This window comes from Streptomyces actuosus (assembly GCF_016921115.1).
Classification (GTDB): Bacteria; Actinomycetota; Actinomycetes; order Streptomycetales; family Streptomycetaceae; genus Streptomyces; species Streptomyces actuosus_A.
This window is the reverse complement of the sequence record NZ_JAFFZS010000026.1, coordinates 18,844-41,313: the sequence shown is the minus strand read 5'-3', so window position 1 is coordinate 41,313 and position 22,470 is coordinate 18,844. Positions and strand designations below refer to the sequence as shown.

Below are 22,470 nucleotides of genomic sequence, written 5' to 3'. Positions count from 1 at the left end.
TCGGGCGGATCGGCAGAGCCGCCGCGTCCTCGCAGGTCAACCGGCCTGTCATGGGGTGCCAGTGTAGGGGGAGTCGGCGCAGTCGGGGATGGCTGCGGCACCAGCCAACCGCTCCCCACGGGGCGTCATCAACCCCGGCAGCCCAGCCTGGCGCGATCTCTCCCACGGGTCACAGCCGCACGATCACCAGCGCCGTGTCGTCGGTCGCACCGCCGGGCGGCAGCAGTTCCGCCAGCACCGCGTCGGCGAGGACCTCGGGATCGGTCGACCGGTGGCGGCGCAGGGAGTCGGCCAGACGGTCCAGGCCGACGTCGATGTCCTCGCGCCGGCGCTCGATCAGCCCGTCGGTGTACAGCGCGAGCGTGGCGCCCTCGCCGTAGCCGGTGGTGGCCTCGATGCGGGGCATCGGGTTCGGGTGGGCGTCCAGCGGCGTGTCGGTCGCCTGGTCGAGGAACTCCACCCGGCCGTCGGCCTGCACCAGCAGCGGCGGCGGGTGTCCGGCGCTGCTGTAGGCGATGGTGCGGTCGTCGAAGTCGATGAACGTGGTGACCGCGGTCGCCGACTCGGCGCCGTCGACGACGTGCGCGTAGCGGCCCACCACGTCCAGGGCCTGCGCGGGGCCCGCGGCGACCCGGGACGCGGCGCTGAGCGCGCTGCGCAGCTGGCCCATGACGCAGGAGGCCTCCAGGCCGTGCCCGACCACGTCGCCGACCGACACGCCGAGACGGTTGCCGTCGACCAGGTCGACCAGGTCGTACCAGTCCCCGCACACGTTGAGCGCGCCGACCGCCGGCCGGTAGCGCACCGCGGTCCGCCGGTGGCGCACCTGCCGCCGGGTCGGCAGCATCGCCTCCTGCAGGGCCAGCGCCACCTCGCGCTCGCGGGCGTGGGCCCGGCGCAGGCGCTCGTTGAGGTCCTGGAGCTCGCGGGCGCGTGTGTACAGTTCGGCCTCCAGGAGCCGCGGCCGGCCCGCGCCCGGTCTGCCGCGGGCCCGGATCAGCTCGGTGACCTCCTCCACCCGGTGCACCAGCAGCAGAACCTTGCCGTCCGGCCCGCGGACCGGGGCGTTGACCGGGCTCCAGTAGCGCTCCTCCCAGTGGCCCGGGCTCTCGGGGTGTTCGAGGTCGTAGCGCTGAAGGGCCATGGTGTCGCGTTCGCCGGTGGCCAGCACCCTGTACAGGGACGCCTGCAGGTTGCGTCTGCCGGTGGCCGACGGGTCGTTGGGGTTGTCCGGGAAGACGTCGAAGAGGTGGTGGCCGACGACCTGCTCGCGGCGGCGGCCGGTGGTGCGCAGGAAGTCCTCGTTGGCGTCGGTGAACACCAGGTCGGGCGTCAGGACCGCCACCATGCCCGGCAGGGCCTGGAACACCGCCCGGTAGTCGATCGACGTATCACTCATGACCCATGCCCTATCCGCCGTGTTTGTATCATTTTGCCAGGTGGTCGGATGTGTCGGATGCGGGGGACGGTCACGGCCCGGCATCCGTCAGTGCCTGCTCGGCCCAGAGGATCTTCCCGTCGGGGACGAAACGCGTGCCCCAGCGCTGGGTGAACTGCGAGACCAGCAGCAGCCCGCGCCCGCCCTCGTCGTTGGCACGTGGATGGCGCAGATGGGGTGCGGTGGCGCCGGCGTCGAAGACCTCGCAGACCAGGCTCCGCTCCCGGATCAGCCGGAGCCGGATCGGGCCGCCGGTGTACCGGACGGCGTTGGTGACCAGCTCGCTGACGACCAGCTCCGTGGTGGACGCCAGCTCGTCCAGCCCCCACTCGGCCAGTTGCCGCACCGCGGTCCTGCGGGCGTCGGCGACCACGGCGGGATCGTGCGCCAGCTCCCAGGTGGCGACCTGGTGCGCGCCCAGCCGCCGGGTGCGGGCCATCAGCAGTGCCACGTCGTCGTGCGGGCGCGACGGCACCAGGCCCTCGACGACGGCCCGGCAGCGCTGCTCCAGCGAGTCCGCCCGGCGTCCCAGCGCCCGCCCCAGCCGCTCCCGATCCGCGTCCACGGCCCACTGCTCACCGCGCGCCAGCAGCCCGTCGGTGTGCAGGGCCAGCGTGCTTCCCTCCACCAGGTCCAGCTCGACCGACTCGAACGGCGGACCGCCCGCGCCCAGGGTCGGGCCCTGGGGCAGCTCCACGAACGTCACCGCGCCGTCGGGCCCGATCAGTGCGGGCGCCGGGTGACCCGCCGCGGCCATGCTGCACCGCCCGTCGACCGGGTCGTAGACGACGTACACACAGCACGATCCGACGGCCTGGGCGTCGGCGCCCTCGGCGTCCGGCCGCATGCCCTCCTCCCAGGCCGTGCTGGAGACCAGGTCGTCGAGGTGCGCCAGCACCTCCTCGGGCGGCAGATCGAGCGCGGCCAGCGTGCGTACGGCCGTCCGCAGTCGGCCCATCGCCGCCGCGGCGCCGATGCCGTGGCCCGGCACCTCGCCCACCACCAGGGCGACCCGCGCCCCCGACAACGGGATCAGGTCGTACCAGTCGCCGCCCAGGCCGATCAGCTCGTCGGCCGGCCGGTAGCAGGCGGCAGCCTCCACCGCCTCCAGCTCGGGCAGCCGGTGGGGCAGGAGGTTGCGCTGGAGGACCAGGGCGGCGTCCCGCTCACGGGTGTAGCGGCGGGCGTTGTCCATGCAGACCGCGGCGCGCGCGACCAGGTCCTCCGCGAGATCCAGGTCCTCCTCGTCGAAGGGTTCCTGGCGGCGGCGCCGGAAGAACGTGGCCACGCCCAGCGTCACGCCCCGCGCCCGGATCGGCACGATCATCACGCTGTGCAGGCCCAGCTGAAGGAAGGTCGCCTCCCGGCCGACGGGTAGGTGCGTCGCCCACCTCCGGTCCCGCGGTTCCAGCCGCTCCTTCCGCCAGGACCGCCCCGAGACCAGGGCGCGGACCGGCGGGGAGTCCGGCAGGTAGGACGCCACCTCGCCGACGCCGACCATCGCCTCGGGCACCTCAGGGTGCACCGACTGCTGGCCCGCCCGGCGCAGCGGCACCGTCTCCGCGGGGCCCGAGGCCTCCGCGCCGCGCAGCACGCAGTCCAGCAGGTCGACGGCGACGAAGTCCGCGAACGCGGGCACGGCCACCTCGGCCAGCTCCTGCGCGGTGCGCGTGACGTCCAGGGTGCGGCCGAGCTGCTCGCCGGCCCGGTCCAGCAGGGCGAGCCGGCAGCGGGCGCGGTACCGGTCGGTGACGTCGGCGACGGTGTAGTAGACCCCCATCGGCCGGCCGTGATCGTCGTCGAGCCGGGTGAACGACATCATGTGCGCGGTCTCCCGGCGCGGCGCGGACCGCACCCGCCCCAGGTGTTCGTAACCGACGACCGGTTCGCCGCTCGCCAGCACCCGGCGCATCTGCGCCTCGATCCCTTCGGCGTCCAGGCCGGGTTGCACATCCCGCAGACGGCGCCCCAGCCGCTGATCGGGCGATCCGCCGCCGAAGCGGGTCAGGGCCTCGTTGGACCACACGTACCGCAGGTCCGTGTCGACGACCGCGATGCCGACCGGGGATCCGGCCACCATCTGCTCCAGCACCGGGCGGCTCATGGCCCAGCCGGGCGCGCCGCCCGTCTCCGACAGCAGTACGAGGCAGCGGGCGGGGCCGCCGCCCTCCAGTGCCGGGGTGATCCTCGCCATCACGCGCAGCGCGCCGCCGTCCCGGCGGCGCGCGGTGAGCAGCCCGGCCCAGCCGCCGTCCGAGCGGCACCGCCCGACCAGTTCCGGGAACCGTTCCGCGTCCGTGTCCACCAGCAGGCCGGCGAAGGCCAGGCCGACCGCCTCGGCCGCCCCGTATCCGAGCAGGCGCCCGGCGTCCCCGGTCCACGCGGCCACCACGCCCCGTTCGTCCAGCAGCAGGGGCGCGGCGTGCGCCACGTCGAACCGTCGGTGGACCGCGTTCTGCTCCTCGAAAGCGCCCACGGTGGACCTCTCTGTCGCTGAGAGTGGTCTACCACCACTTGTCCCCGTCTTCACCCCGCGCGATCCGGAGCGCGGGTGGCGTCCACCGGCCCGCATCCACTGCGGCCCGGGTCCGGCCGCGACCACGGGAGGGGACGAAGCCGCCCGGCAACGCCCTGCGGCGGGGCCTCCCCGGGCACCGGACGCCGGGTGCGAGGGGCGGCGCGGGGGCGTCGAAACGCAGAGAAGCCCCGTCTCCGGTCCCCCGGACGCCGCCGCGACGACGCCCTGAGGACCGGGGACGGGGGCCGGGTGCGGGAAGCGGTGCGCGAGAGCGCAGGCGCGGGGCAGCGGCGCTTCGTCCGCCCGGCCGGCGGAGCGGCCCCCGCGCCGACCGGGGCACCGCACCCGCGCCTCGCGCCGGTGCCTGTCAGACCCCCCGCGCCAGCACCTTCTCCAGGGTCTCCAGCGCCGACTCCAGCTCCGCCCCGGTGATGGTCAGCGGCGGGGCCAGCCGGATGGTCGAGCCGTGGGTGTCCTTGACCAGGACGCCCTCGCGCATCAGGCGCTCGCTGATCTCGCGGCCGGTGCCGATGGCCGGGTCGATGTCGACGCCCGCCCACAGCCCGCGGGCGCGGAAGTCGACGACACCCCGGCCGACCAGGGACTTCAGCCCACCGCGCAGCACCACGCCCAGTTCCGTGGCCCGGCGCTGGTACTCACCCGACTCCAACAGCCCCACCACGGCCGACCCCACTGCGGCGGCCAGCGGGTTGCCGCCGAAGGTCGACCCGTGCTCGCCCGGATGCAGCACGGACAGCACCTCGCGGCGCGCGACCACCGCGGAGACCGGCACGATGCCGCCGCCGAGCGCCTTGCCGAGCAGCAGGACGTCCGGCACGACCCCCTCGTGCTCCACGGCGAGGGTGCGGCCGGTACGGCCCAGCCCCGACTGGATCTCGTCCGCGATCAGCAGGCAGCCCGTCCGGCGGGTCAGCTCGCGGACGCCGGCCAGGTAGCCGTCGTCCGGGATGATCACGCCGGCCTCGCCCTGGATCGGCTCCAGGAGCACCGCGGCCGTGGACTCGTCGACCGCCGCCTCCAGCGCCGCCAGGTCGTTGTACGGCACGATCCGGAACCCGGGGGTGAAGGGGCCGAAGCCGGCCCGTGCCGTCTCGTCGGTGGAGAAGCTGACGATCGTCGTCGTCCGGCCGTGGAAGTTCTCGGCCGCGACCACGATCGTCGCCCGGTCGGCGGGCACGCCCTTCACGTCGTACGCCCACTTGCGGGCCACCTTGATGCCGCTCTCCACGGCCTCCGCGCCCGTGTTCATCGGCAGCATCATGTCCAGGCCGGTCAGGGCGACCAGCCGCTCGGCGAACTCCGCCAGCTGGTCGTTGTGGAACGCGCGCGAGGTGAGCGTGAGCCGGTCCAGCTGCCGGTGGGCTGCCTCGATCAGCACGGGATGCCGGTGGCCGAAGTTCAGCGCCGAGTAGCCGGCCAGCATGTCGAGGTACCGGCGGCCCTCGACGTCCTCGACCCAGGTGCCCTCGGCACGCGCCACGACCACGGGCAGCGGGTGGTAGTTGTGTGCGAGGACCGGCTCCTCCGCACGGATCAGGTCGGCGGAAGAGCGGGCACGGGCGGGTGCGGTCATGAGCGGATCTCCTGGGTGCAGCACTTGATGCCGCCGCCGGCCTTGAGGAACTCGGACAGGTCGACGGGGACGGGGACGTAGCCGTGGGCGTCGAGACGGGCGGCCAGCGCCTCGGCCTGCGGCGCGATGAAGACGTGGCGGCCGTCGGAGACGGAGTTCAGCCCGAAGGCGAGCGCGTCCTCACGGGTGGCGAGCACCGCGTCCGGGTACAGCCGCTCCAGGACCTCCCGGCTGCCCGGGGAGAACGCCTCCGGGTAGTAGGCGATGTTGCCCTCGCCCTCGTCCTCCAGCACGAACAGGGCCGTGTCCAGGTGGTAGAAGCGGGGGTCCACCAGGGCCAGGCTGACCACCGGGTGACCGAAGAACTCCTGCGCCTCCCGATGCGCCTCGCGGGTCGTGCGGAATCCGGTTCCGGCCAGCACGTAGCGGCCCGTCCAGACCAGGTCCCCCTCGCCCTCGCAGACGTTCTCGGGCCGGTACACGTCGTAGCCCGCCGCCTTGAACCACGTCTCGTAGTGCGCCGACTCCGGACGCCGCTCGGGTGCGTGGAACAGCGAGCCGAAGACCCGTCCCGCGACCACGACCGCCGAGTTGGCGGCGAACACCATGTCGGGCAGGCCGGGCACCGGCGCCACCGCGGCGACGTCGTGGCCATGGGCCCGGTAGGCGCGGATCAGAGCCTGCCACTGCTCCTGGGCGAGGTCGACGTCGACGGGGGTGTCGGGATGCATCCAGGGGTTGATCGCGTACTGCACGCCGAAATGTCTGGGTTCGCAGACGAGGAAGCGCCGTCGGCGCGGCACACGGCTGTCGGTCACAGAGGGTTGCCTCCGCTTCCTGATGTCGATGGGATTGACACAAAGGTAGGAAGTGACCGAGACGAGCGACAAGGAACAATGGCTGCGTGTTCGTGCATCAACGCTGCGTCTTGCCGCTGCTCAGCGCACGTCTGCTGCGCTCTGCGGCGCGGGCTGGCTCGCGCCCGCCTCCGGACTCTCCGGGATGAGATGGGACAGCACCATCACGCTGATCGTCTTCCGGATGAACGGCACGGTACGGATCCGCTCCAGCACCTCCTCGAAGTGGTCCACGTCCCGCGCCCGCACGTGCAGCAGCGCGTCGGCACCACCGGTCACCGTCATCGCAGCGGTGATCTCCGGATGGTTGCGCACCACCTCCGCCAGCCGCCGCGGCGGCGCCGCCCCCTCGCAGTACACCTCGACGTACGCCTCCGTGCGCCAACCCAGCGCCGACGGCCGCACCGTCGCGGTGAACCCGGTGATCACGCCCGTGTCCCGCAACCGGTCCACACGCCGTTTCACGGCGGTCGAGGAGAGTCCGATCGCCGTGCCGATCTCGGCGAAGCTCGTGCGGGCGTTCGCCATCAGGGCAGTGATGATCTTCCGGTCGAGCTCGTCGAACGGGGCGGTCCTGCTGTTCATGCGGGCACTGTATCCAGCGCGCATCCTGCGGGAACGGCAGCGGTACGCGCATGTCCAGCGCCGCTGATTGCTCCTACACTCACCGTTCATGCTGCGCGCCCTCGCCGTCGACGACGAACTCCCCTCGCTGGAGGAACTCCTCTACCTGCTGAGCGCCGACCCGCGGATCGCCGGCGTGGAAGGCGCCGGCGACGCCACCGCGGCCCTGCGCCGCATCAACCGGGCCCTGGAGTCCGGCCCCGGCGGGCCCGACGCCGTCGACGTCGTCTTCCTCGACATCCAGATGCCCGGCCTGGACGGCCTCGACCTGGCCCGGCTGCTCACCGGGTTCGCCCACCCGCCGCTCGTCGTGTTCGTCACCGCACACGAGGACTTCGCCGTGCAGGCCTTCGACCTCAAGGCCGTCGACTACCTCCTCAAACCCGTCCGCAAGGAGCGACTCGCCGAGGCCGTCCGGCGCGCCGCCGAACTGCGCGGCACCGCGTCCCGCATCCCCGTGCACGAACCCGACCCCGACCACATCCCGGTCGAACTCGGCGGAGTGACCCGCTTCGTCGCCGTCGACGACATCACCCATGTCGAGGCGCGGGGCGACTACGCCCGCCTGCACACCGACAAGGGCAGCCACCTCGTCCGCATCCCGCTGTCCACCCTGGAGGAGCGGTGGCGCGCCCGCGGCTTCGTCCGCATCCACCGCCGCCACCTCGTCGCCCTGCGCCACATCGGGGAGCTCCGCCTGGACGCCGGCACCGTCAGCGTCGTCGTCGGCGGCGAGGAGCTCCAGGTCAGCCGCCGCCACGCGCGCGAACTGCGGGACCTGCTGATGAGGAGGACCTGACCGTGCCGCAGGACCGCACCGAGCGCCGCGTCGTCGTCACCGGCCCGCCCCGGCACACCCGCGGCACCCTCGGGCCGCACCGCCCGCGCACCGAGATCGACGAGCAGACCACCCTCGGCCACACCTACGTCCGCTCCCTGATGCGCACCCAACTGCGCGCCGCCCTCACCGTCCTCGCCGTCCTCGGGCTGCTCGTCGGCCCGCTGCCGCTGCTGTTCGCGGCCATGCCCGGCACCCGCCGCCTGGAATGGGCGGTCCTCGGCTTCTGCCTCTACACCCCGCTGGTCCTGCTGGGCCGCTGGTACGTCCGCCGCGCCGAGCGCAACGAGCGGGACCTCGTACGCCTGGTCGAGGACAGATGAGCCCCACCGAGGAACGATGAACCCCGGCTACGCCGTACCCGCCGTCGCCCTCGTCGTCGTGGCGACCGTCCTGGTCGGCGCCTTCGGCCTGCGGATGTCCCGGACGACCTCCGACTTCTACGTCGCCTCCCGCACCGTCGGCCCCCGCCTCAACGCCGCCGCCATCAGCGGCGAGTACCTCTCCGCCGCCTCCTTCCTCGGCATCGCCGGCCTGCTCCTCGCCCAGGGACCCGACATGCTCTGGTACCCGGTCGGCTACACCGCCGGATACCTCGTCCTGCTGCTCTTCGTCGCCGCCCCGCTGCGCCGCTCCGGCGCCTACACCCTCCCCGACTTCGCCGAGGCCCGGCTCGCCTCGCGCCCGGTACGGCGGCTCGCGGGCACCTTCGTCGTCGGCGTCGGCTGGCTCTACCTGCTGCCCCAACTCCAGGGCGCCGGGCTGACCCTGACGGTCCTGACCGGCGCGCCGGACTGGCTCGGCGGAGTGATCGTCGCCGCCGTGGTCACCGCGACGGTCGCCGCGGGCGGCATGCGCAGCATCACCTTCGTCCAGGCCTTCCAGTACTGGCTCAAGCTCACCGCCCTGCTCGTCCCGGTCCTCTTCCTGGCCGCCGCCTGGCACGCCGACGGATCCCCGCGGCACGCCTTCGAGGAACCGGCCGCATTCCGTGACCAGCGCACGGTCCGCGTCGGCGACCGCCTGGACCTGAAACTGGACCACCCGCTCACCGTCACCGTCGACGGCACCGTGGACGGCCGCCCCCACCAGGACACCCGGCTCACCCTGCCCGCCGGAACCCACCGCATCGAGCACGGCACCCGGCTCACCTTCGCCCCGGGCACCCCCGTCCCCGCCGCCCACCGCGCCCCGGGTGACGCCCTCACCCCCTCGCACGCCGAGAGCCGCGGCGAACGCCCGCTGTACGCCACCTACGGGCTGATCCTCGCCACCTTCCTCGGCACCATGGGCCTGCCCCATGTCGTCGTCCGCTTCTACACCAGCCCGCACGGTGTCGCCGCCCGCCGCACCACGGTCGCCGTCCTCGCCCTGATCGGCGCCTTCTACCTGCTCCCGCCCGTCTACGGTGCCCTCGGCCGCCTCTACGCCCCCGAACTCACCCTCACCGGCGACGCCGACGCCGCCGTCCTGCTGCTGCCGGGCCGGATGATCGGCGGCGTCGGCGGAGACCTGCTCGGCGCGCTGGTGGCCGGGGGCGCCTTCGCGGCGTTCCTGTCCACCGCCTCCGGGCTCACCCTGGCCGTGGCCGGCGTCCTCACCCAGGACGTCCTGCCCTCGCGCGGCGTCCGGCACTTCCGCCTCGGCACGCTGATCGCCATGGCCGTGCCGCTCGGGGCGAGCGCCCTGGTCGGCGGGCTGCCCGTGGCCGACGCCGTCGGCCTGGCCTTCGCGGTGTCCGCCTCCTCGTTCTGCCCGCTGCTCGTCCTCGGCATCTGGTGGCGCAGACTCACCCCGCCGGGCGCGGCGGCCGGCATGCTGATCGGCGGCGGGTCGGCGTTCGCCGCGGTCGCCGCGACCATGGCCGGCTTCCCCGGCACGGGCACGGCGCACGCCCTGCTCGCCTGGCCGGCTCTCTGGTCGGTCCCCCTGGGCTTCCTCACCATGGTGCTGGTGTCCCTCGCCACCCCGGGCCGCGTCCCGGTGGGCACCGCGGCGATCCTGGCCCGCTTCCATCTGCCGGAGGAACTGCACACGGAGGTGACGACGGCGTGAGCGGCTTCCTCGCCGGACTGCTGATCGCGGCGCTTCCCCTGCTCGCCTCCGGGTTCTGGCTCGGCCGGCGCACCGCTCGCCCCACCGGTCTCGGCGGACTGGGCACGCCGGTGGAGCACGCCACCTTCGAGACCCTGCACACCGCCTCGCTCGCCGCGCCGCCGCTGCGGGCGGGCCTGACCGAGGAGACGGCCCGCAGGTCGGCCCGCCGGCTGCGCTCACTCCTCGGCACGGACGCCCTGTGCCTGGCCGACGACCGGCAGGTGCTGGTCTGGGACGGGGCGGGCGCCCATCACCGCGCGGAGGTCATGGAACGGCTGGCGGGCCCCCTGGCGACCGGCCGCGGCGAGGCCTTCCCGCTGGGCTGCCACACCCCCGACTGCCCGGTGCGCTGGGCGGTGGTCGCCCCGCTCACCGTCGACGACCGCGTGCACGGTGCGCTGGTCGCCTGCGCGCCCCGCGAGTCGGCGGTACTGGTCCGGGCCGCGGGCGAGGTGGCCCGCTGGGTCTCCGTACAGCTGGAGCTCGCCGATCTGGACGCCTCCCGCACCCGCCTGATCGAGGCCGAGATCAGGGCTCTGCGCGCCCAGATCTCCCCGCACTTCATCTTCAACTCCCTCGCGGTGATCGCGTCGTTCGTCCGCACCGACCCCGAGCGTGCCCGCGAACTCCTGTTGGAGTTCGCCGACTTCACCCGCTACTCGTTCCGCAGGCACGGCGACTTCACCACCCTCGCCGACGAGCTCCACGCCATCGACCACTATCTGGCGCTGGTCCGGGCCCGCTTCGGGGACCGGCTGTCGGTCACCCTGCAGGTCGCCCCCGAGGTGCTGCCCGTCGCGCTGCCCTTCCTCTGCCTCCAACCGCTCGTCGAGAACGCGGTGAAGCACGGCCTCGAAGGCCGCACGGACGACTGCCGCATCCAGATCACCGCGCAGGACGCGGGCGCCGAGGCCCTCGTCGTCATCGAGGACGACGGCACCGGCATGGACCCCGTCCTCCTGCGCCGCATCCTCGCCGGAGAGGTCAGTCCGTCCGGCGGCATCGGCCTGTCCAACGTCGACGACCGGCTGCGCCAGGTGTACGGCGACGACCACGGCCTCGTCATCGAGACCGCCCCCGGCGCGGGCATGAAGATCACCGCCCGGGTGCCGAAGTACCAGCCGGGCGTGCACTCCGCCGGCCGGCCCACCGGGACGTGAGCCGGGTCAGGCGTTGCGCGTGGCGATCATCCCCAGGGTGATCAATCCCAGCACGACCCAGCCGAACCACAGCCAGCCGTTGCTGCCCAGGGCCACCGTGTAGGCCGTCACGACGACGAGCCCTCCGATGGTGAGCGCTCCCATGGTCTTGGTGGAACCGGGCGTGGGTCCGGGCATCGCGACACCCTCCTCATGGCTCGTCTCCCTCCATGGTGCCCCCGTTCTGCCTCCGCACCGTGCAGACGGCGAAATGCGTCCCGGACTTCCACGGGCCCTCGCTGGTCCAGGACCCCGACCCGTAGACGGAAGGGTCGAATCCGTAGTCGGCCGGCGGCACGTCCCGCGCACATGCGTCGTCCGACGCGGTACGGGCCCGCGCGAACGTCATCGCATCCCCCATCCGGGTGAACCCGAGCACCATCTCGTCGTGCGCGCCCGCGCAGGACACCAGCCGGGCGCCCCGCCCGGACCGTGTCTCCAGGCAGTCCCGCCGTTGCATCGTCTCGACCTCGGTGAAGGCGGAGCCCAGCCTGCGGTGCCCGCCCAGCGGGCCGTAGACCGGCCCGTGGGCGCCCAGCAACAGGCACGCGGTCCGCCGCCCGGAGGCCACGAAGCCCTCGGCGGTGGGCACGACGGCGACACTGCGCACGTCCGCAAGCCCCTCCCGCACCCCCCGGGTCCGCTCCTCGCACCGCTGCGGCCCCAGCCTGCGCGCCTCCGCGGCCGTCCCGGCGGCGACGAACGCCATCACCTGCCCGTCGGGCGCCTTGTCCCGGCAGGTGGGGTCCAGCGTCAGCCGGGGCGTCCCGGTGAACCGGACCCCGCCGCTCCAGGAGGCCAGCACGCAGTCGCCGTCCCGCAGCGGCGCGGTGAGCCCCACGACGTCGCCGTACGGCCCGACCGGCCCGCCGGGTACCTGGTGCGTCAGGGCGTACCAGGTACCGCCCAGCACGAGCGCCGAGCCGAGCAGACCGGCGAGGACGGCCAGGACGGCCTGCCGAACGCGCCCCCGCCTCCGGGCCGGGCGCGGCCCGGAACCCCGCGGGGACGGTGGCCCGGGCGCCGGTCCGGGCGCCGGTCCGGGAGAGGGTGGCGGTGGCCCGGGCGCCGGTCCGGGAGGCGGCGGCGACGGCGGCCCGGGCGCGCTCCAGTGCGGCTGCGAGCCGAGGTCCGTCGCCGTCCGGGCGTACGGCTCCGGCTGCGGCTGCGGCGCCACGATCAGCGCCAGCGCGGCCTCCGCCTCCGCCGCGCCGATCCGCTGCGCCGGGTCCTTGGTGAGGAACGCGGTCAGGACCGGGCCCAGCGCGCCGGCCCGCACCGCCGGGCGCGGCTCCTGGGTGACGACCGCCGTGATCTCCGCCAGGTGCGACGCGCGCTCGAACGGTCCGCAGCCCTCGACACCGTAGTAGAGGGTGCAGCCCAGGGAGAACAGGTCCGCGGCGGGGGTGGGCGGCCCGCCGGTGGCCCGCTCGGGCGCCAGGTACCCGGCTGTGCCGACGAGCATCGAGCTCATCGTGTAGCGGGTCTCCCCGGTGTCGGGCTGCAGGGAGATGCCGTAGTCGGCGAGCAGGACCCGGCCGTGGGGCGCGCCGGTGCGTTCGGGGGCGAGCAGGATGTTCGCGGGTTTCACGTCCCGGTGCAGCACGCCCCGCTCGTGGCCCGCGGTGAGGGCGTCCAGCACGGCCAGTCCGACGCGGGCGCACTCGGCCGGGGAGAGCGGCCCGTGCCGGGCGACCAGCTCCCGCAGATCGACGGCACCGGGGACGTACTCCATGACGATCCACGGAAGCCCCTCGTGCTCCAGCACGTCGTGCACGGTCACCACGTGCGGGTGACCGCGGAGCCCCGCCGCGTGCCGGGCCTCCGCCCGGGCCCGCGCGACGCGCTCCTCCCGCTCGGCCCCCGCCTCGTCCGGGTCCCGGAACGCGATCTCCTTCAGCGCGACGTCGCAGGCAAGTCTCCGGTCGTGGGCGAGCCAGACATGACCCATCCCGCCGCTGCCGAGCCGGTTCAGCAGCAGATACCGGTCGGCGACGAGCCGGCCCACTCCCGATGTCGGTGATCCTGGGGGCATCCGGTGACCTCCGGTGTCTGCGGCGGGTGCTACGGCCGTGGGGCGGGACCGGTGGGGACGGCCGTCCCCCCGGCTCCGGTGGAGTCCGGAGGGGGCTGCGCGGGCCCGGAGCCCGGCCCCGACGTTCCGCCGGTGCGCTCCGGGCCGCTGCCGTCACCCGGCGGGGCAGAGCCCCTCCCGCGCGCCGGGCCGCCGGTGACGGTGGCCGTCCGCTCCGGAGACCGGCCCGCGGGGGGTGGACCCGGCTCCGGCGGACCGCCGGACGGGGGCGGCGCAGGGGACGCCGTCGGCTGGCCGGGGGTGGAGCCGAAGGCCGTGGGCAGGGCCGTGGGCGGAGTCGGCGACGGGGGGCTCGTCGGAGGGGTCGAACCCGGCGATCCTTCCGACGGCGACCCGCTTCCCGGCCCCGGTGAGCCGGGGCTGTCCGTTCCCGGGCCCGGCGAGTCGGGGCCGGGTGTGCCGGGGTCGGTCGTGCCGGGGTCCGGCGAGTCGGGGCTGTCCGTTCCCGGGTCCGGTGAGCGGGGGCTGCCCGTCCCGGTTTCGGGGGGCCACGAACCGGCCGGGGGAGGGGAGGTGGAGGCGTCGTCCGACGGGACCACGCTCAGGGTGACGTACTCCCCGAACCGCAGGGAGGTCCCCGCCGGGGGGTCGGACCCTGTGACCCGCGTGGAGTCGGACGGCGGCTCGCGGCCTGCCCAGGCCACGGCCAGCCCCGCATCCGTCAGTTCGCGGCCGGCGCGACCGAACGTGGTCCCGGTCACGTCCGGCACGGCACGGCGCTGCCGCGTGTCGAACGCCGAGTCGTCCTCGCCCGTCGATCCCACCGGCCGCTCGATGCCGCGGTCCGGCTCGTCGACGTCGACGAGAGCCAGGCGCTCCAGCTGGTGCGGGGCCGGCCGCACGGCGACCACCGAGGAGGGATCGTAGTCCCGCCATTTCCTGTTGCCGTCCGTGAAACGAACGGATATCCGTCCGGTGTCACCGGCGAAGGGGCGCAGCGGATTTCCGCACGAACACTTCACGGCCGGAAGTCCCTGCCGGTCGACGAGCACGGCGATTCCGGCCTGGAGAAGGGAGTCGAAGGGGACGGCTTTTCCCTGCTTGTAGTCGTGGTTCTTCACGAGAGTGTCGTGGCGCAGGAGGACGGGAGTGAGCCGGTCCAGATATTCCGGGATCTCGCCTGTCCGGATTCCCAGGACCGCTGCCCACACCTGCGCCTTGCGGCGCTGGGCGGGATCGGTGAGGAACCGTTCGAGTCTGTCGACGTCGCAGGCCGTGGGCTGCCTGCTGCCGCCGTAGAGACCGGGCGTGTCCCCCTGCTGCAGGGTGCCTCCGGGCGCGGGGCGCGCCCGCACGCCGGCGTCCCGGCCCAGTTTGTCGTTCTCGTCGAAGAAGGGCGCGAGAGAGGGCACACCGGAGGCCACGGCTTTCACCGCGGACACGGGATCGACCCGATCGCACCCGCTCAGCATCAGAATGCAGACCAATATCGTGGTCCGGACCGCACGCAATGTCATCCCCGCTCCCCCCGGCGGTTCCCGCATTGCGCTTCATGCTACTGAATGGAAAAGCCTTTCACTGCCCGCGCGCGTTCAATGAGGCCAAATAGGCGTTGTACGCCTGGAGTTCCTTGTCGCCGTCGCGGTCGGCGGCCCGGTCGGAGCGCCGGGCCTGCCGCTGCTCGGAGCGGTACCACTGGAACAGCAGGGCGATCAGCACGAGCACCGACGGCACCTCGCTGAACGCCCAGGCGATGCCGCCGGCCGCGTTCTGGTCGGAGAGGGCGTCGATGCCGAGCGAGGCCGGGGGGTTGTCGAAGGTCTCGACCATCACCGTCGACGCCATCATCAGGGCGATCCCGAAGAACGCGTGGAACGGCATGCCCGCGAACAGCTCCAGCATCCGCATGAGGTGGCCCGGCCGGTGCGGGCCTGGGTCGACGCCGATGATCGGCCAGAAGAACACCACGCCGACGGCGAGGAAGTGCACCATCATCGCGACGTGCCCGGCGCGCGAGCCCATCAGCAGGTCGAACAGCGGCGTGAAGTACAGCCCGTACAGGCTCGCGATGAACATCGGGATCGTGAACAGCGGGTGCGTGACGACCCGCATGTAGCGGCTGTGCAGCAGCGCCAGCAGCAGCTCGCGCGGCCCCTTCCGCCCGCGCCCGGCCACCGGCAGGGCCCGCAGCGCCAGCGTGACCGGGGCGCCGAGCAGGATCAGGATCGGGGAGAGCATGCTGATCACCATGTGCTGCACCATGTGCACGCTGAACATGGCCATCCCGTAGTCGTTCAGCCTGGTGCACATCATCAGCCAGATGGTGAGCACACCGATGACGTACGACACGGTCCGCCCCACGGGCCAGCTGTCCCCGCGCCGCCTCAGCCGCACGACGCCCCAGCCGTAGAGGGCCAGTCCGAGGAGGCAGGCCACCAGGAAGAACGGGTCCGCCGAGAAGCCCAGAGCCCGCCCGAGCGTGAACGGCGGCAGATCCATGGTCATGCCGTGCCCGCTGTGATCCATCCGCCGGCTCCTGATTCGTGGGGGGTTGTGCTGTGTGTCCGGACCAAGACTAGAACTGCCCCCGGTCACGCTCGTGACCGGGGGCAGGGGCGATCGGCCCCGGGGGCGGGGTCCGGGGCGTGGTCGGACATGCGGGCGCCCGCCCGGTGACCGGGCGGGCGTTCTGGGCGCGGGGCCCTACAGCACGCACTCCGCTTCGGCGTACCGCTCCGTGGGAACGGTCTTCAGCGTCTCCACGGCCTCGGCCAGCGACACCATCACGATGTCCGTGCCGCGCAGGGCCGTCATCATCCCGAACTCCCCGCGGTGCGCGGCCTCCACCGCGTGCCATCCGAAGCGCGTGGCCAGCACCCGGTCGTACGCCGTGGGCGTCCCGCCCCGCTGCACGTGCCCGAGGATGACCGGCCGCGCCTCCTTGCCGAGCCGCTGCTCCAGCTCCACGGCGAGCTGGCGGGCGACCCCCGCGAACCGCTCGTGACCGTAGATGTCCTTGCCGCCCTCGTCGAAGGCCATGGTGCCGGGCTCGGGCTTGGCCCCCTCCGCCGCGACGACGATGGCGAACCGCTTGCCCGCCTCGAAGCGCTCGCCGACCTTGCGGGTCAACTCGCCGATGTCGAAGGGCCGCTCGGGTACGACGACGGCGTGGGCGCCGGCCGCCATGCCCGAGTGCAGCGCTATCCAGCCGGTGTGGCGGCCCATGACCTCCACGATCAGCACCCGCTGGTGGGACTCGGCTGTGGTCTTCAGCCGGTCCAGGGCCTCGGTGGCGACTCCCACGGCCGTGTCGAAGCCGAAGGTGACGTCGGTGACGGCGATGTCGTTGTCGATGGTCTTCGGGACGCCGACGATCGGCAGGCCGTTGTCGGAGAGCAGCCGGGCCGCCTTCAGCGTGCCCTCACCGCCGATCGGGATGATCGCGTCCAGGCCGAGTTCCGCGACGTGGCCGCGGGCCCGCTCCACGCCGTCCCGCAGGTGCTCGGGGCGGACCCGGGAGGAGCCGAGGATGGTGCCGCCGCGGGCGAGGATGCCGCCCACCGCGTCGAGGTCGAGCTTGAGGTAGTCGCATTCCAGGAGACCTTTCCAGCCGTCCCGGAAGCCGATGACCTCGTCGCCGTGGTCGACGACGGCGCGGTGCACGACGGACCGGATGACGGCGTTCAGGCCGGGGCAGTCGCCGCCGGACGTGAGGACACCAATGCGCATAGCCCGAAAAACCTTCTCCACAGGGGGCCGGGACCGGACCGCGCTGTCCGGCTCGATCCCCGCCACCCTAGCGGCAACGGGCGGGGGTGCCGAACCATGCGTCCGCCTGCTGGACCAGGCCGCTCACCTGTGCGGATGAGGCATCAGACGGGCCACGCGGATCCTGCGGCACGGCTGTGGACGAGGCGGCTGCGGCTGCGGGGGAGGCGGGTGCCCGCACGCCTGGTGCGGTGATCGGAGAGGTCCGCCGGCCCCTGTGGGCCGGCTCACCTCCCGGTCACCGCACGGTGCCGCGTCAGGCGGGCTGCTGCGCAGCGGCGATGCGCTCGCTGCGCAGCGCGTCGTACCAGCGGTCGTCGGTCGGGGGCAGCGCGTTCACGTCGAGGGCCAGCTTCAGCAGCAGGTCCGCGACGAGCGGGTTGCGGGCGAGCACCGGCCCGTGCATGTACGTGCCGAAGACGGTGCCGTTGTACGCCCCTTCGGTGCCGTCGCCCGCGCCGTTGCCGTTGCCCAGGCGCACCTGGGCGAAGGCGCGGGCGGTCGGGCCGAGGTGGGTGACGCCCTGGTGGTTCTCGAAGCCCGTCAGCTGCGGCAGGCCGAGCTGCGGGTCGATGTCCCCGAGGACGTCGCCGACGCACCGGGCGCCCTCGCCGCGCACGGAGACCACGTCGAGCAGGCCGAGGCCGGGCTCGCGCTGGCCGAGGTCGTTGATGAACTCGTGGCCGAGGATCTGGTAGCCGGCGCAGACGGAGAACACGATGGCGCCGTTGTCCACCGCCCGGTGCAGACCGCCGTCGCGGCGCAGCCGCTCCGCCGCGAGGCGCTGCGGGCGGTCCTCGCCGCCCCCGACGAGATAGATGTCGCCGGAGGTCGGGATCGGCTGGTCGCTGCGCACGTCGAGCCGGGCCACGTCCAGGCCGCGCTGACGCGCGCGGCGTTCCACGACGAGGACGTTGCCCTGGTCGCCATAGGTGCTGAGCAGGTCGGGGTACACCCATACGACCCGCAGGCTGTTGTCGCTCACGAAAGTCCCCTGGTGTCTCAGTTGCCGACCCGGCGGCGCAGGTCCTGGAAGGCGGTGTAGTTGGCGATCACCTCGATGCGCCCCGGCGGGCACATCTCCACGGCCTGGTCGAGGTTGTCGCAGACCTGGAAGTGCTGGTCGGCGACCTCCAGGCGGACCGCGAGGTCGAGTTTGCGGTCACCGATGACGAAGATCGGGTGGCCGGTCAGACGGGTGTAGTCGACGTCCCACAGCCAGGAGGTGTCGGTGCCGTCGGCGCCGCGCGCGTTGACCGACAGCACGACCGGTGCGGGCGGCCCGTCGATCAGTGAGAACGTCTCCAGCCAGCCGGCCGGGTTCTTCGCGAGCAGCAGCCTGAGGTCGCGGTTGTGGAACTGGACCACGTCGTAGCGTCCGGCGACGGCCTGCACCTGGTACATGCGCTCCAGCGCGACCTGCGGCGGTACGCCGAAGACGGCGGCGACGGCCGCGGAGCTGGCGGCGTTGGCCTTGTTGGCGCGGCCGGGCAGCTGCAGGTGGATCGGCCAGGCCGAGCCGTGCGGGTCGAGGACGTGTTCGCCGTTGAGCACCCAGCTCGGGGCCGGGCGGCGGAAACCGCAGTCGCCGCAGAACCAGTCCTCGCCGGGCCGCTGCATCACGCCGCCGCACGACGGGCAGGACCAGGCGTCGTCCTTCCACATCTGCCCCGCGGCGACCCAGATCACGTTGGGGGAGGAGGACGCGGCCCAGACCACCAGCGGGTCGTCGCAGTTGGCGACGATGACCGCCTTGGAGCCCGCGAGGCCCTCGCGCCAGTTCTCCGCGAGCATGCGGGTCTCGGCGGCGCGGTCCAGCTGGTCTCGGGAGAGGTTCAGCAGGGCGATGCACTTGGGCTCGGTGTCCCGGGCGACCCCGGCGAGGTACTTCTCGTCGACCTCGATGACCGCGAACTTCGCCTCCGTACCGCCCGCGAGCGCCGATGTGATGCCGGCGGGCATGTTGGCGCCGAGGGCGTTGGAGACGACCTCGCCCGCGGCGCGCAGTGCCTCGGCGATCAGGCGTGTGGTGGTGGTCTTGCCGTTGGTCGCCGACACCAGGACGACGTCCAGGTGCTGGGCGAGCTTGGCGAGGAGGTCGGGATCGAGCCTGAGCGCCACCCGGCCCCCGATCACCGAACCGCTGCCGCGTCCCGCGGCGCGCGATGCCGCAGCGACCGCCTTGCCCGCGGTCACGGCCAGCTTGGCCCGTGGCGTGAGCGGGTCCGAGTTGCCTGCCATCAGTTCTCGATCCTCCTTGCGTACGCGCCGCGCCTGAAGCCTGACGGCCACGTGGTGTGGACCTCAGCCTATCGAGATCCCTTCGCACCGCTGAACCTCGGTCCACGTGCGGCGGGCGTGGACCGATGGCACCGTACCCTTGCCGCCATGCGACACGGCCCGATCCCGGGCGCCCGCGGGCGCGTCCGGCCCCTCACCCTGCTCGGCGACCCGATGCTGCACCGGCCCTGCCAGGAGGTCACCGACTTCGGCCCGGAACTTGCGGCGCTGGTCGAGGACTTGTTCGCCACGATGTACGCGGCCCGCGGCGTGGGGCTGGCGGCGAACCAGGTCGGCGAACCCCAGAGGGTGTTCGTGTACGACTGCCCGGACGACGACGATGTCCGGCATATCGGTCATGTGGTGAATCCGCGGCTGGTCGAGGCCGACGGTGTGGCGGTGAGGGGGCCGGAGGGCTGTCTGTCCCTGCCGGGGCTGGAGGCGGGGACGGAGCGCTACGACCACGCGGTGGTCGAGGGGCGCACGGTGGCCGGGGAGCCGGTCACCGTGCACGGGACGGGTTTCTTCGCCCGGTGCCTGCAGCACGAGACCGATCACCTGGAGGGCAGGGTCTACGCGGACCGGCTCACCGGGCTGCGCCGCCGCAGGCTGATGCGGCAGATCGGCCGGGCCCCCTGGCGTCGGGCGGACTGACCGGCCGCCGGCGCGCGGCCGGTCCTCGTGCGGGGGGATCCCGGTCAGAACCCAGGGCCGCCCACCCTGTCCCCGGCCGCGGCGAGCCGGCCCCACAGCAGGTCGGCCAGACTCCGCACCAACTCGGCGCGCGAGCAAGGGCGTTCGCCGAGCCACCAGTCCCCGGCGGCGTGCATCATGCCGACGATGCCGTGCCCCCACACCCGGGCGAGCCGCTGGCCCTCCGGGCCGAGGTCGAGGCGTTCCTCGATGACGGTGGCCAGCTCCTCGCCCATCCTGCGCAGCAGCGGCGCCGAGTGCTTGCCGACGTCGAAGCCCTGTTCCCCGCTCTGGCCGCCTTCCGCCGGATGCATCAGGAAGCGGTAGACCTGGGGGCGGGCCTCGATGGCGCCGAGATAGGTGTCGAGGGTGGACTCGACGCGTTCCCTGCGGTCCGCGGGGGCGTCCAGTGCCGCCCGTAGCGAGTCGAGCAGTGCGTCCGTGTGCCGTTGGGCCAGGGCCGCGTACAGGCCGCCCTTGTCCCCGAAGTGCCGGTAGAGGATCGGCTTGGTGATGCCCGCCTCCGCCGCGATGGCGTTCATCGAGGCCTGCGGTCCGTCGCGCAGCACCACCCGGTCGGCGGCCTCCAGCAGTTCGCGCCGTCGGCGATCGGCGGACCGCTGCTGCTCGGTCCGCTGTGTGGTGTCCATGTGCTCTCCCCACCCGTGCTGTTTCGGTGACGCCTGCGCAAACTAACACTGACGGTCCTGTCCAGCTCGAACGGGCTGCCGACGAGTCATCAGGAGTTGACATTTCCTACCGGCCGGTAACACACTCGTGTTACCGCAAGTAACATGCATGTGCGCCGCTGGAGGGGACATGGCCGAATTCACCATGGAGCTCAACGACGAACAGAAGGAGGTCCGGGACTGGCTGCACGGCTTCGCCGCCGACGTCATCCGTCCCGCCGCCGCCGAATGGGACGAGCGTGAGGAGACTCCCTGGCCGGTCATCCAGGAGGCCGCCAAGGTCGGCATCTACTCCCTGGACTTCTACGCCCAGCAGTACTTCGACCCCACCGGTCTCGGCATCCCCATGGCCATGGAGGAGTTGTTCTGGGGTGACGCGGGCATCGCCCTCTCCATCGTCGGCACCGGCCTCGCCGCCGTCGGCGTGCTCGCCAACGGCACCGAGGAGCAGATCGGCACCTGGATCCCCCAGATGTACGGCGACGTCGACGACGTCAAGGTCGCCGCCTTCTGCTCCTCCGAGCCCGACGCCGGCTCCGACGTCGCCTCCATGCGCACGCGTGCGGTGTACGACGCGGCCAAGGACGAGTGGGTGATCGACGGCACGAAGACCTGGGCGACCAACGGCGGCATCGCCAACGTCCACGTCGTCGTCGCCGTCGTCGACCCGGAGCTCGGCTCCAAGGGCCACGCCTCCTTCATCGTGCCGCCGAACACGCCGGGGCTGTCCCAGGGGCAGAAGTTCAAGAAGCACGGCATCCGCGCCTCGCACACCGCCGAGGTGGTCCTCGACGGCGTACGCGTCCCCGGCTCCTGCCTGCTCGGCGGCAAGGAGAAGCTGGACGAGCGGCTGGCGCGGGCCCGGGAGAGGGCGAAGGCGTCCGCGGGGGAGCGGGTGAAGAACGCGGCGATGGCGACGTTCGAGGCCTCGCGGCCCGCCGTGGGGGCCATGGCCGTCGGCACTGCCCGTGCGGCCTACGAGGTCGCTCTCGACTACGCCGGGACCCGCCTGCAGTTCGGCCGCCCGATCATCGACAACCAGGGCATCGCCTTCCAACTCGCCGACATGCGCACCCGGATCGACGCGGCCCGGCTGCTGGTCTGGCGCGCCTCCTGGATGGCGGTCAACGGCAAGCCGTTCACCGCCGCCGAGGGGTCGATGTCCAAGCTGTTCGCGAGCGAGACGGCGAAGGCGGTCACCGGGCAGGCGATCCAGATCCTGGGCGGCAACGGCTACACCCGGGAGTACCCGGTGGAACGGATGCACCGGGACGCGGCGATCTACACGATCTTCGAGGGCACGAGCGAGATCCAGCGGCTGGTGATCGCACGGACCCTGTCCGGGATGCCCATCCGTTAGTGCCGCGACCGGCCGGCCCGGCGGTCCCCGCCGGCCGTGCCCCAGCCCGTGCGCGGCGTCCCTGTTCCGCAGCGGGGTGAGCCGGTCGACGGTGTGGTGCCGCCGGCGTGCCGCGGGACGGCCCGAGCGGGCTGCGGTGCAGGGTTACCGGGCGGCCGTCCGCGGTGATCCGGGCCGGGGAGGAGAGGTGGGCGGAAGGGCTGAGCGGACGGCGGTAGGTGGCGCCCCCTACGGCGCTCCGCTGCTGTGCGCGATGCAGGCCACGTCGATACGGTCGGCCAGCTTGGCCAGTTCGATGGCGAGGGCCGCGACGGTGTCCTCGTCGAGCCCCTCCTCCCCGTTCTCCACCAGCCGAAGCCAGCGCCCGCCCAGTGTGCGCAGCAGGTTGCTCACGTCGGAGGCGGCCACCTGCAAGGCTCCGCGGTCGTCGACGATCAGAGGCAGAGTCACTTCGCGGTTCACACCCGCGATCGTAGCTGC

General features: G+C 73.2%; 20 protein-coding genes. 6 read left to right on the top strand and 14 right to left on the bottom strand.

Translation table 11 applies throughout. From position 1 onward, the window contains the following. Window positions 1-169 precede the first annotated feature (169 nt). The 5 genes from JS756_RS26000 to JS756_RS25980 all read right to left on the bottom strand — a co-directional run bounded on the left by JS756_RS26000 (window position 170) and on the right by JS756_RS25980 (window position 6,992). Entirely contained in the window at window positions 170-1,399 is a 1,230-nt protein-coding gene (locus tag JS756_RS26000) for a PP2C family protein-serine/threonine phosphatase (RefSeq protein ID WP_205385632.1), read from the bottom strand. 70 nt (window positions 1,400-1,469) lie between these two features. Beyond that, window positions 1,470-3,914, bottom strand: coding sequence for a SpoIIE family protein phosphatase (locus tag JS756_RS25995; protein WP_205385631.1), 2,445 nt, complete (start codon window positions 3,912-3,914; stop codon window positions 1,470-1,472). Window positions 3,915-4,323: 409 nt separating this feature from the next. Then, window positions 4,324-5,550: an ornithine--oxo-acid transaminase gene (gene rocD / locus JS756_RS25990; RefSeq protein WP_205385630.1), complete on the bottom strand. Its 1,227-nt coding sequence runs from the start codon at window positions 5,548-5,550 to the stop codon at window positions 4,324-4,326. After that, a complete protein-coding gene (gene ddaH / locus JS756_RS25985) occupies window positions 5,547-6,368 on the bottom strand; it encodes a dimethylargininase (protein WP_205385629.1) in 822 nt (273 codons plus the stop codon). The genes rocD and ddaH overlap by 4 nt, the downstream gene beginning before the upstream one ends. 120 nt (window positions 6,369-6,488) lie before the next feature. Then, window positions 6,489-6,992, bottom strand: a complete 504-nt coding sequence (locus JS756_RS25980; protein WP_205385628.1) for an Lrp/AsnC family transcriptional regulator — start codon at window positions 6,990-6,992, stop codon at window positions 6,489-6,491. Between the two features lie 88 nt (window positions 6,993-7,080). Here JS756_RS25980 and JS756_RS25975 point away from each other — a divergent pair, with 88 nt between their 5' ends. The 4 genes from JS756_RS25975 to JS756_RS25960 are packed head-to-tail and all read left to right on the top strand — an operon-like array spanning window position 7,081 to window position 11,126. Further along, window positions 7,081-7,830 carry a LytR/AlgR family response regulator transcription factor gene (locus JS756_RS25975; RefSeq protein WP_205385627.1) on the top strand — a complete coding sequence of 250 codons (750 nt, stop codon included), beginning with the start codon at window positions 7,081-7,083 and terminating at the stop codon, window positions 7,828-7,830. A gap of 2 nt (window positions 7,831-7,832) precedes the next feature. After that, complete coding sequence (locus tag JS756_RS25970; RefSeq protein ID WP_205385626.1) at window positions 7,833-8,192, top strand: hypothetical protein; 360 nt, start codon at window positions 7,833-7,835, stop codon at window positions 8,190-8,192. Window positions 8,193-8,208: 16 nt separating this feature from the next. Continuing rightward, window positions 8,209-9,924, top strand: coding sequence for a sodium/solute symporter (locus JS756_RS25965; RefSeq protein ID WP_205385625.1), 1,716 nt, complete (start codon window positions 8,209-8,211; stop codon window positions 9,922-9,924). Then, window positions 9,921-11,126, top strand: coding sequence for a sensor histidine kinase (locus JS756_RS25960; protein WP_205385624.1), 1,206 nt, complete (start codon window positions 9,921-9,923; stop codon window positions 11,124-11,126). Before JS756_RS25965 ends, JS756_RS25960 begins: the two co-directional genes overlap by 4 nt. A 6-nt stretch (window positions 11,127-11,132) precedes the next feature. On the opposite strand, the gene JS756_RS25955 is transcribed toward JS756_RS25960, so the two are convergent. The 7 genes from JS756_RS25955 to JS756_RS25925 form a co-directional block, all read right to left on the bottom strand. Further along, window positions 11,133-11,303 carry a hypothetical protein gene (locus tag JS756_RS25955; RefSeq protein WP_205385623.1) on the bottom strand — a complete coding sequence of 57 codons (171 nt, stop codon included), beginning with the start codon at window positions 11,301-11,303 and terminating at the stop codon, window positions 11,133-11,135. A gap of 13 nt (window positions 11,304-11,316) precedes the next feature. Next, the gene (locus tag JS756_RS25950) at window positions 11,317-13,200 is read right to left on the bottom strand and encodes a serine/threonine-protein kinase (protein ID WP_205385622.1); all 1,884 of its coding nucleotides are present in this window, start codon (window positions 13,198-13,200) and stop codon (window positions 11,317-11,319) included. Window positions 13,201-13,229: 29 nt separating this feature from the next. Next, complete coding sequence (locus JS756_RS25945) at window positions 13,230-14,642, bottom strand: DUF6777 domain-containing protein (RefSeq protein ID WP_307791076.1); 1,413 nt, start codon at window positions 14,640-14,642, stop codon at window positions 13,230-13,232. Window positions 14,643-14,775: 133 nt separating this feature from the next. Next, on the bottom strand, window positions 14,776-15,726 hold the full coding sequence (locus tag JS756_RS25940) for a cytochrome c oxidase assembly protein (RefSeq protein ID WP_205385620.1): 951 nt from the start codon (window positions 15,724-15,726) through the stop codon (window positions 14,776-14,778). 177 nt (window positions 15,727-15,903) lie between these two features. Continuing rightward, complete coding sequence (locus tag JS756_RS25935; RefSeq protein WP_205385619.1) at window positions 15,904-16,929, bottom strand: 6-phosphofructokinase; 1,026 nt, start codon at window positions 16,927-16,929, stop codon at window positions 15,904-15,906. A gap of 295 nt (window positions 16,930-17,224) precedes the next feature. Then, window positions 17,225-17,953: a type 1 glutamine amidotransferase gene (locus JS756_RS25930; protein ID WP_205385618.1), complete on the bottom strand. Its 729-nt coding sequence runs from the start codon at window positions 17,951-17,953 to the stop codon at window positions 17,225-17,227. A 17-nt stretch (window positions 17,954-17,970) separates the two neighbouring features. Further along, complete coding sequence (locus tag JS756_RS25925; RefSeq protein ID WP_205385617.1) at window positions 17,971-19,209, bottom strand: MurT ligase domain-containing protein; 1,239 nt, start codon at window positions 19,207-19,209, stop codon at window positions 17,971-17,973. A gap of 147 nt (window positions 19,210-19,356) precedes the next feature. On the opposite strand from JS756_RS25925, the gene def reads away from it, so the two are divergent. Further along, complete coding sequence (gene def / locus JS756_RS25920; RefSeq protein WP_205385616.1) at window positions 19,357-19,902, top strand: peptide deformylase; 546 nt, start codon at window positions 19,357-19,359, stop codon at window positions 19,900-19,902. 44 nt (window positions 19,903-19,946) lie between these two features. Here the strand turns inward: def and JS756_RS25915 are convergent, their stop codons facing one another. Then, complete coding sequence (locus JS756_RS25915) at window positions 19,947-20,591, bottom strand: TetR/AcrR family transcriptional regulator (RefSeq protein WP_205385615.1); 645 nt, start codon at window positions 20,589-20,591, stop codon at window positions 19,947-19,949. 169 nt (window positions 20,592-20,760) lie between these two features. Between JS756_RS25915 and JS756_RS25910 the strand changes: the two genes are divergently transcribed. Continuing rightward, entirely contained in the window at window positions 20,761-21,990 is a 1,230-nt protein-coding gene (locus JS756_RS25910; RefSeq protein ID WP_205385614.1) for an acyl-CoA dehydrogenase family protein, read from the top strand. A 228-nt stretch (window positions 21,991-22,218) separates the two neighbouring features. On the opposite strand, the gene JS756_RS25905 is transcribed toward JS756_RS25910, so the two are convergent. Next, complete coding sequence (locus JS756_RS25905) at window positions 22,219-22,452, bottom strand: DUF6213 family protein (RefSeq protein WP_205385613.1); 234 nt, start codon at window positions 22,450-22,452, stop codon at window positions 22,219-22,221. Between the last annotated feature and the right edge of the window lie 18 nt (window positions 22,453-22,470).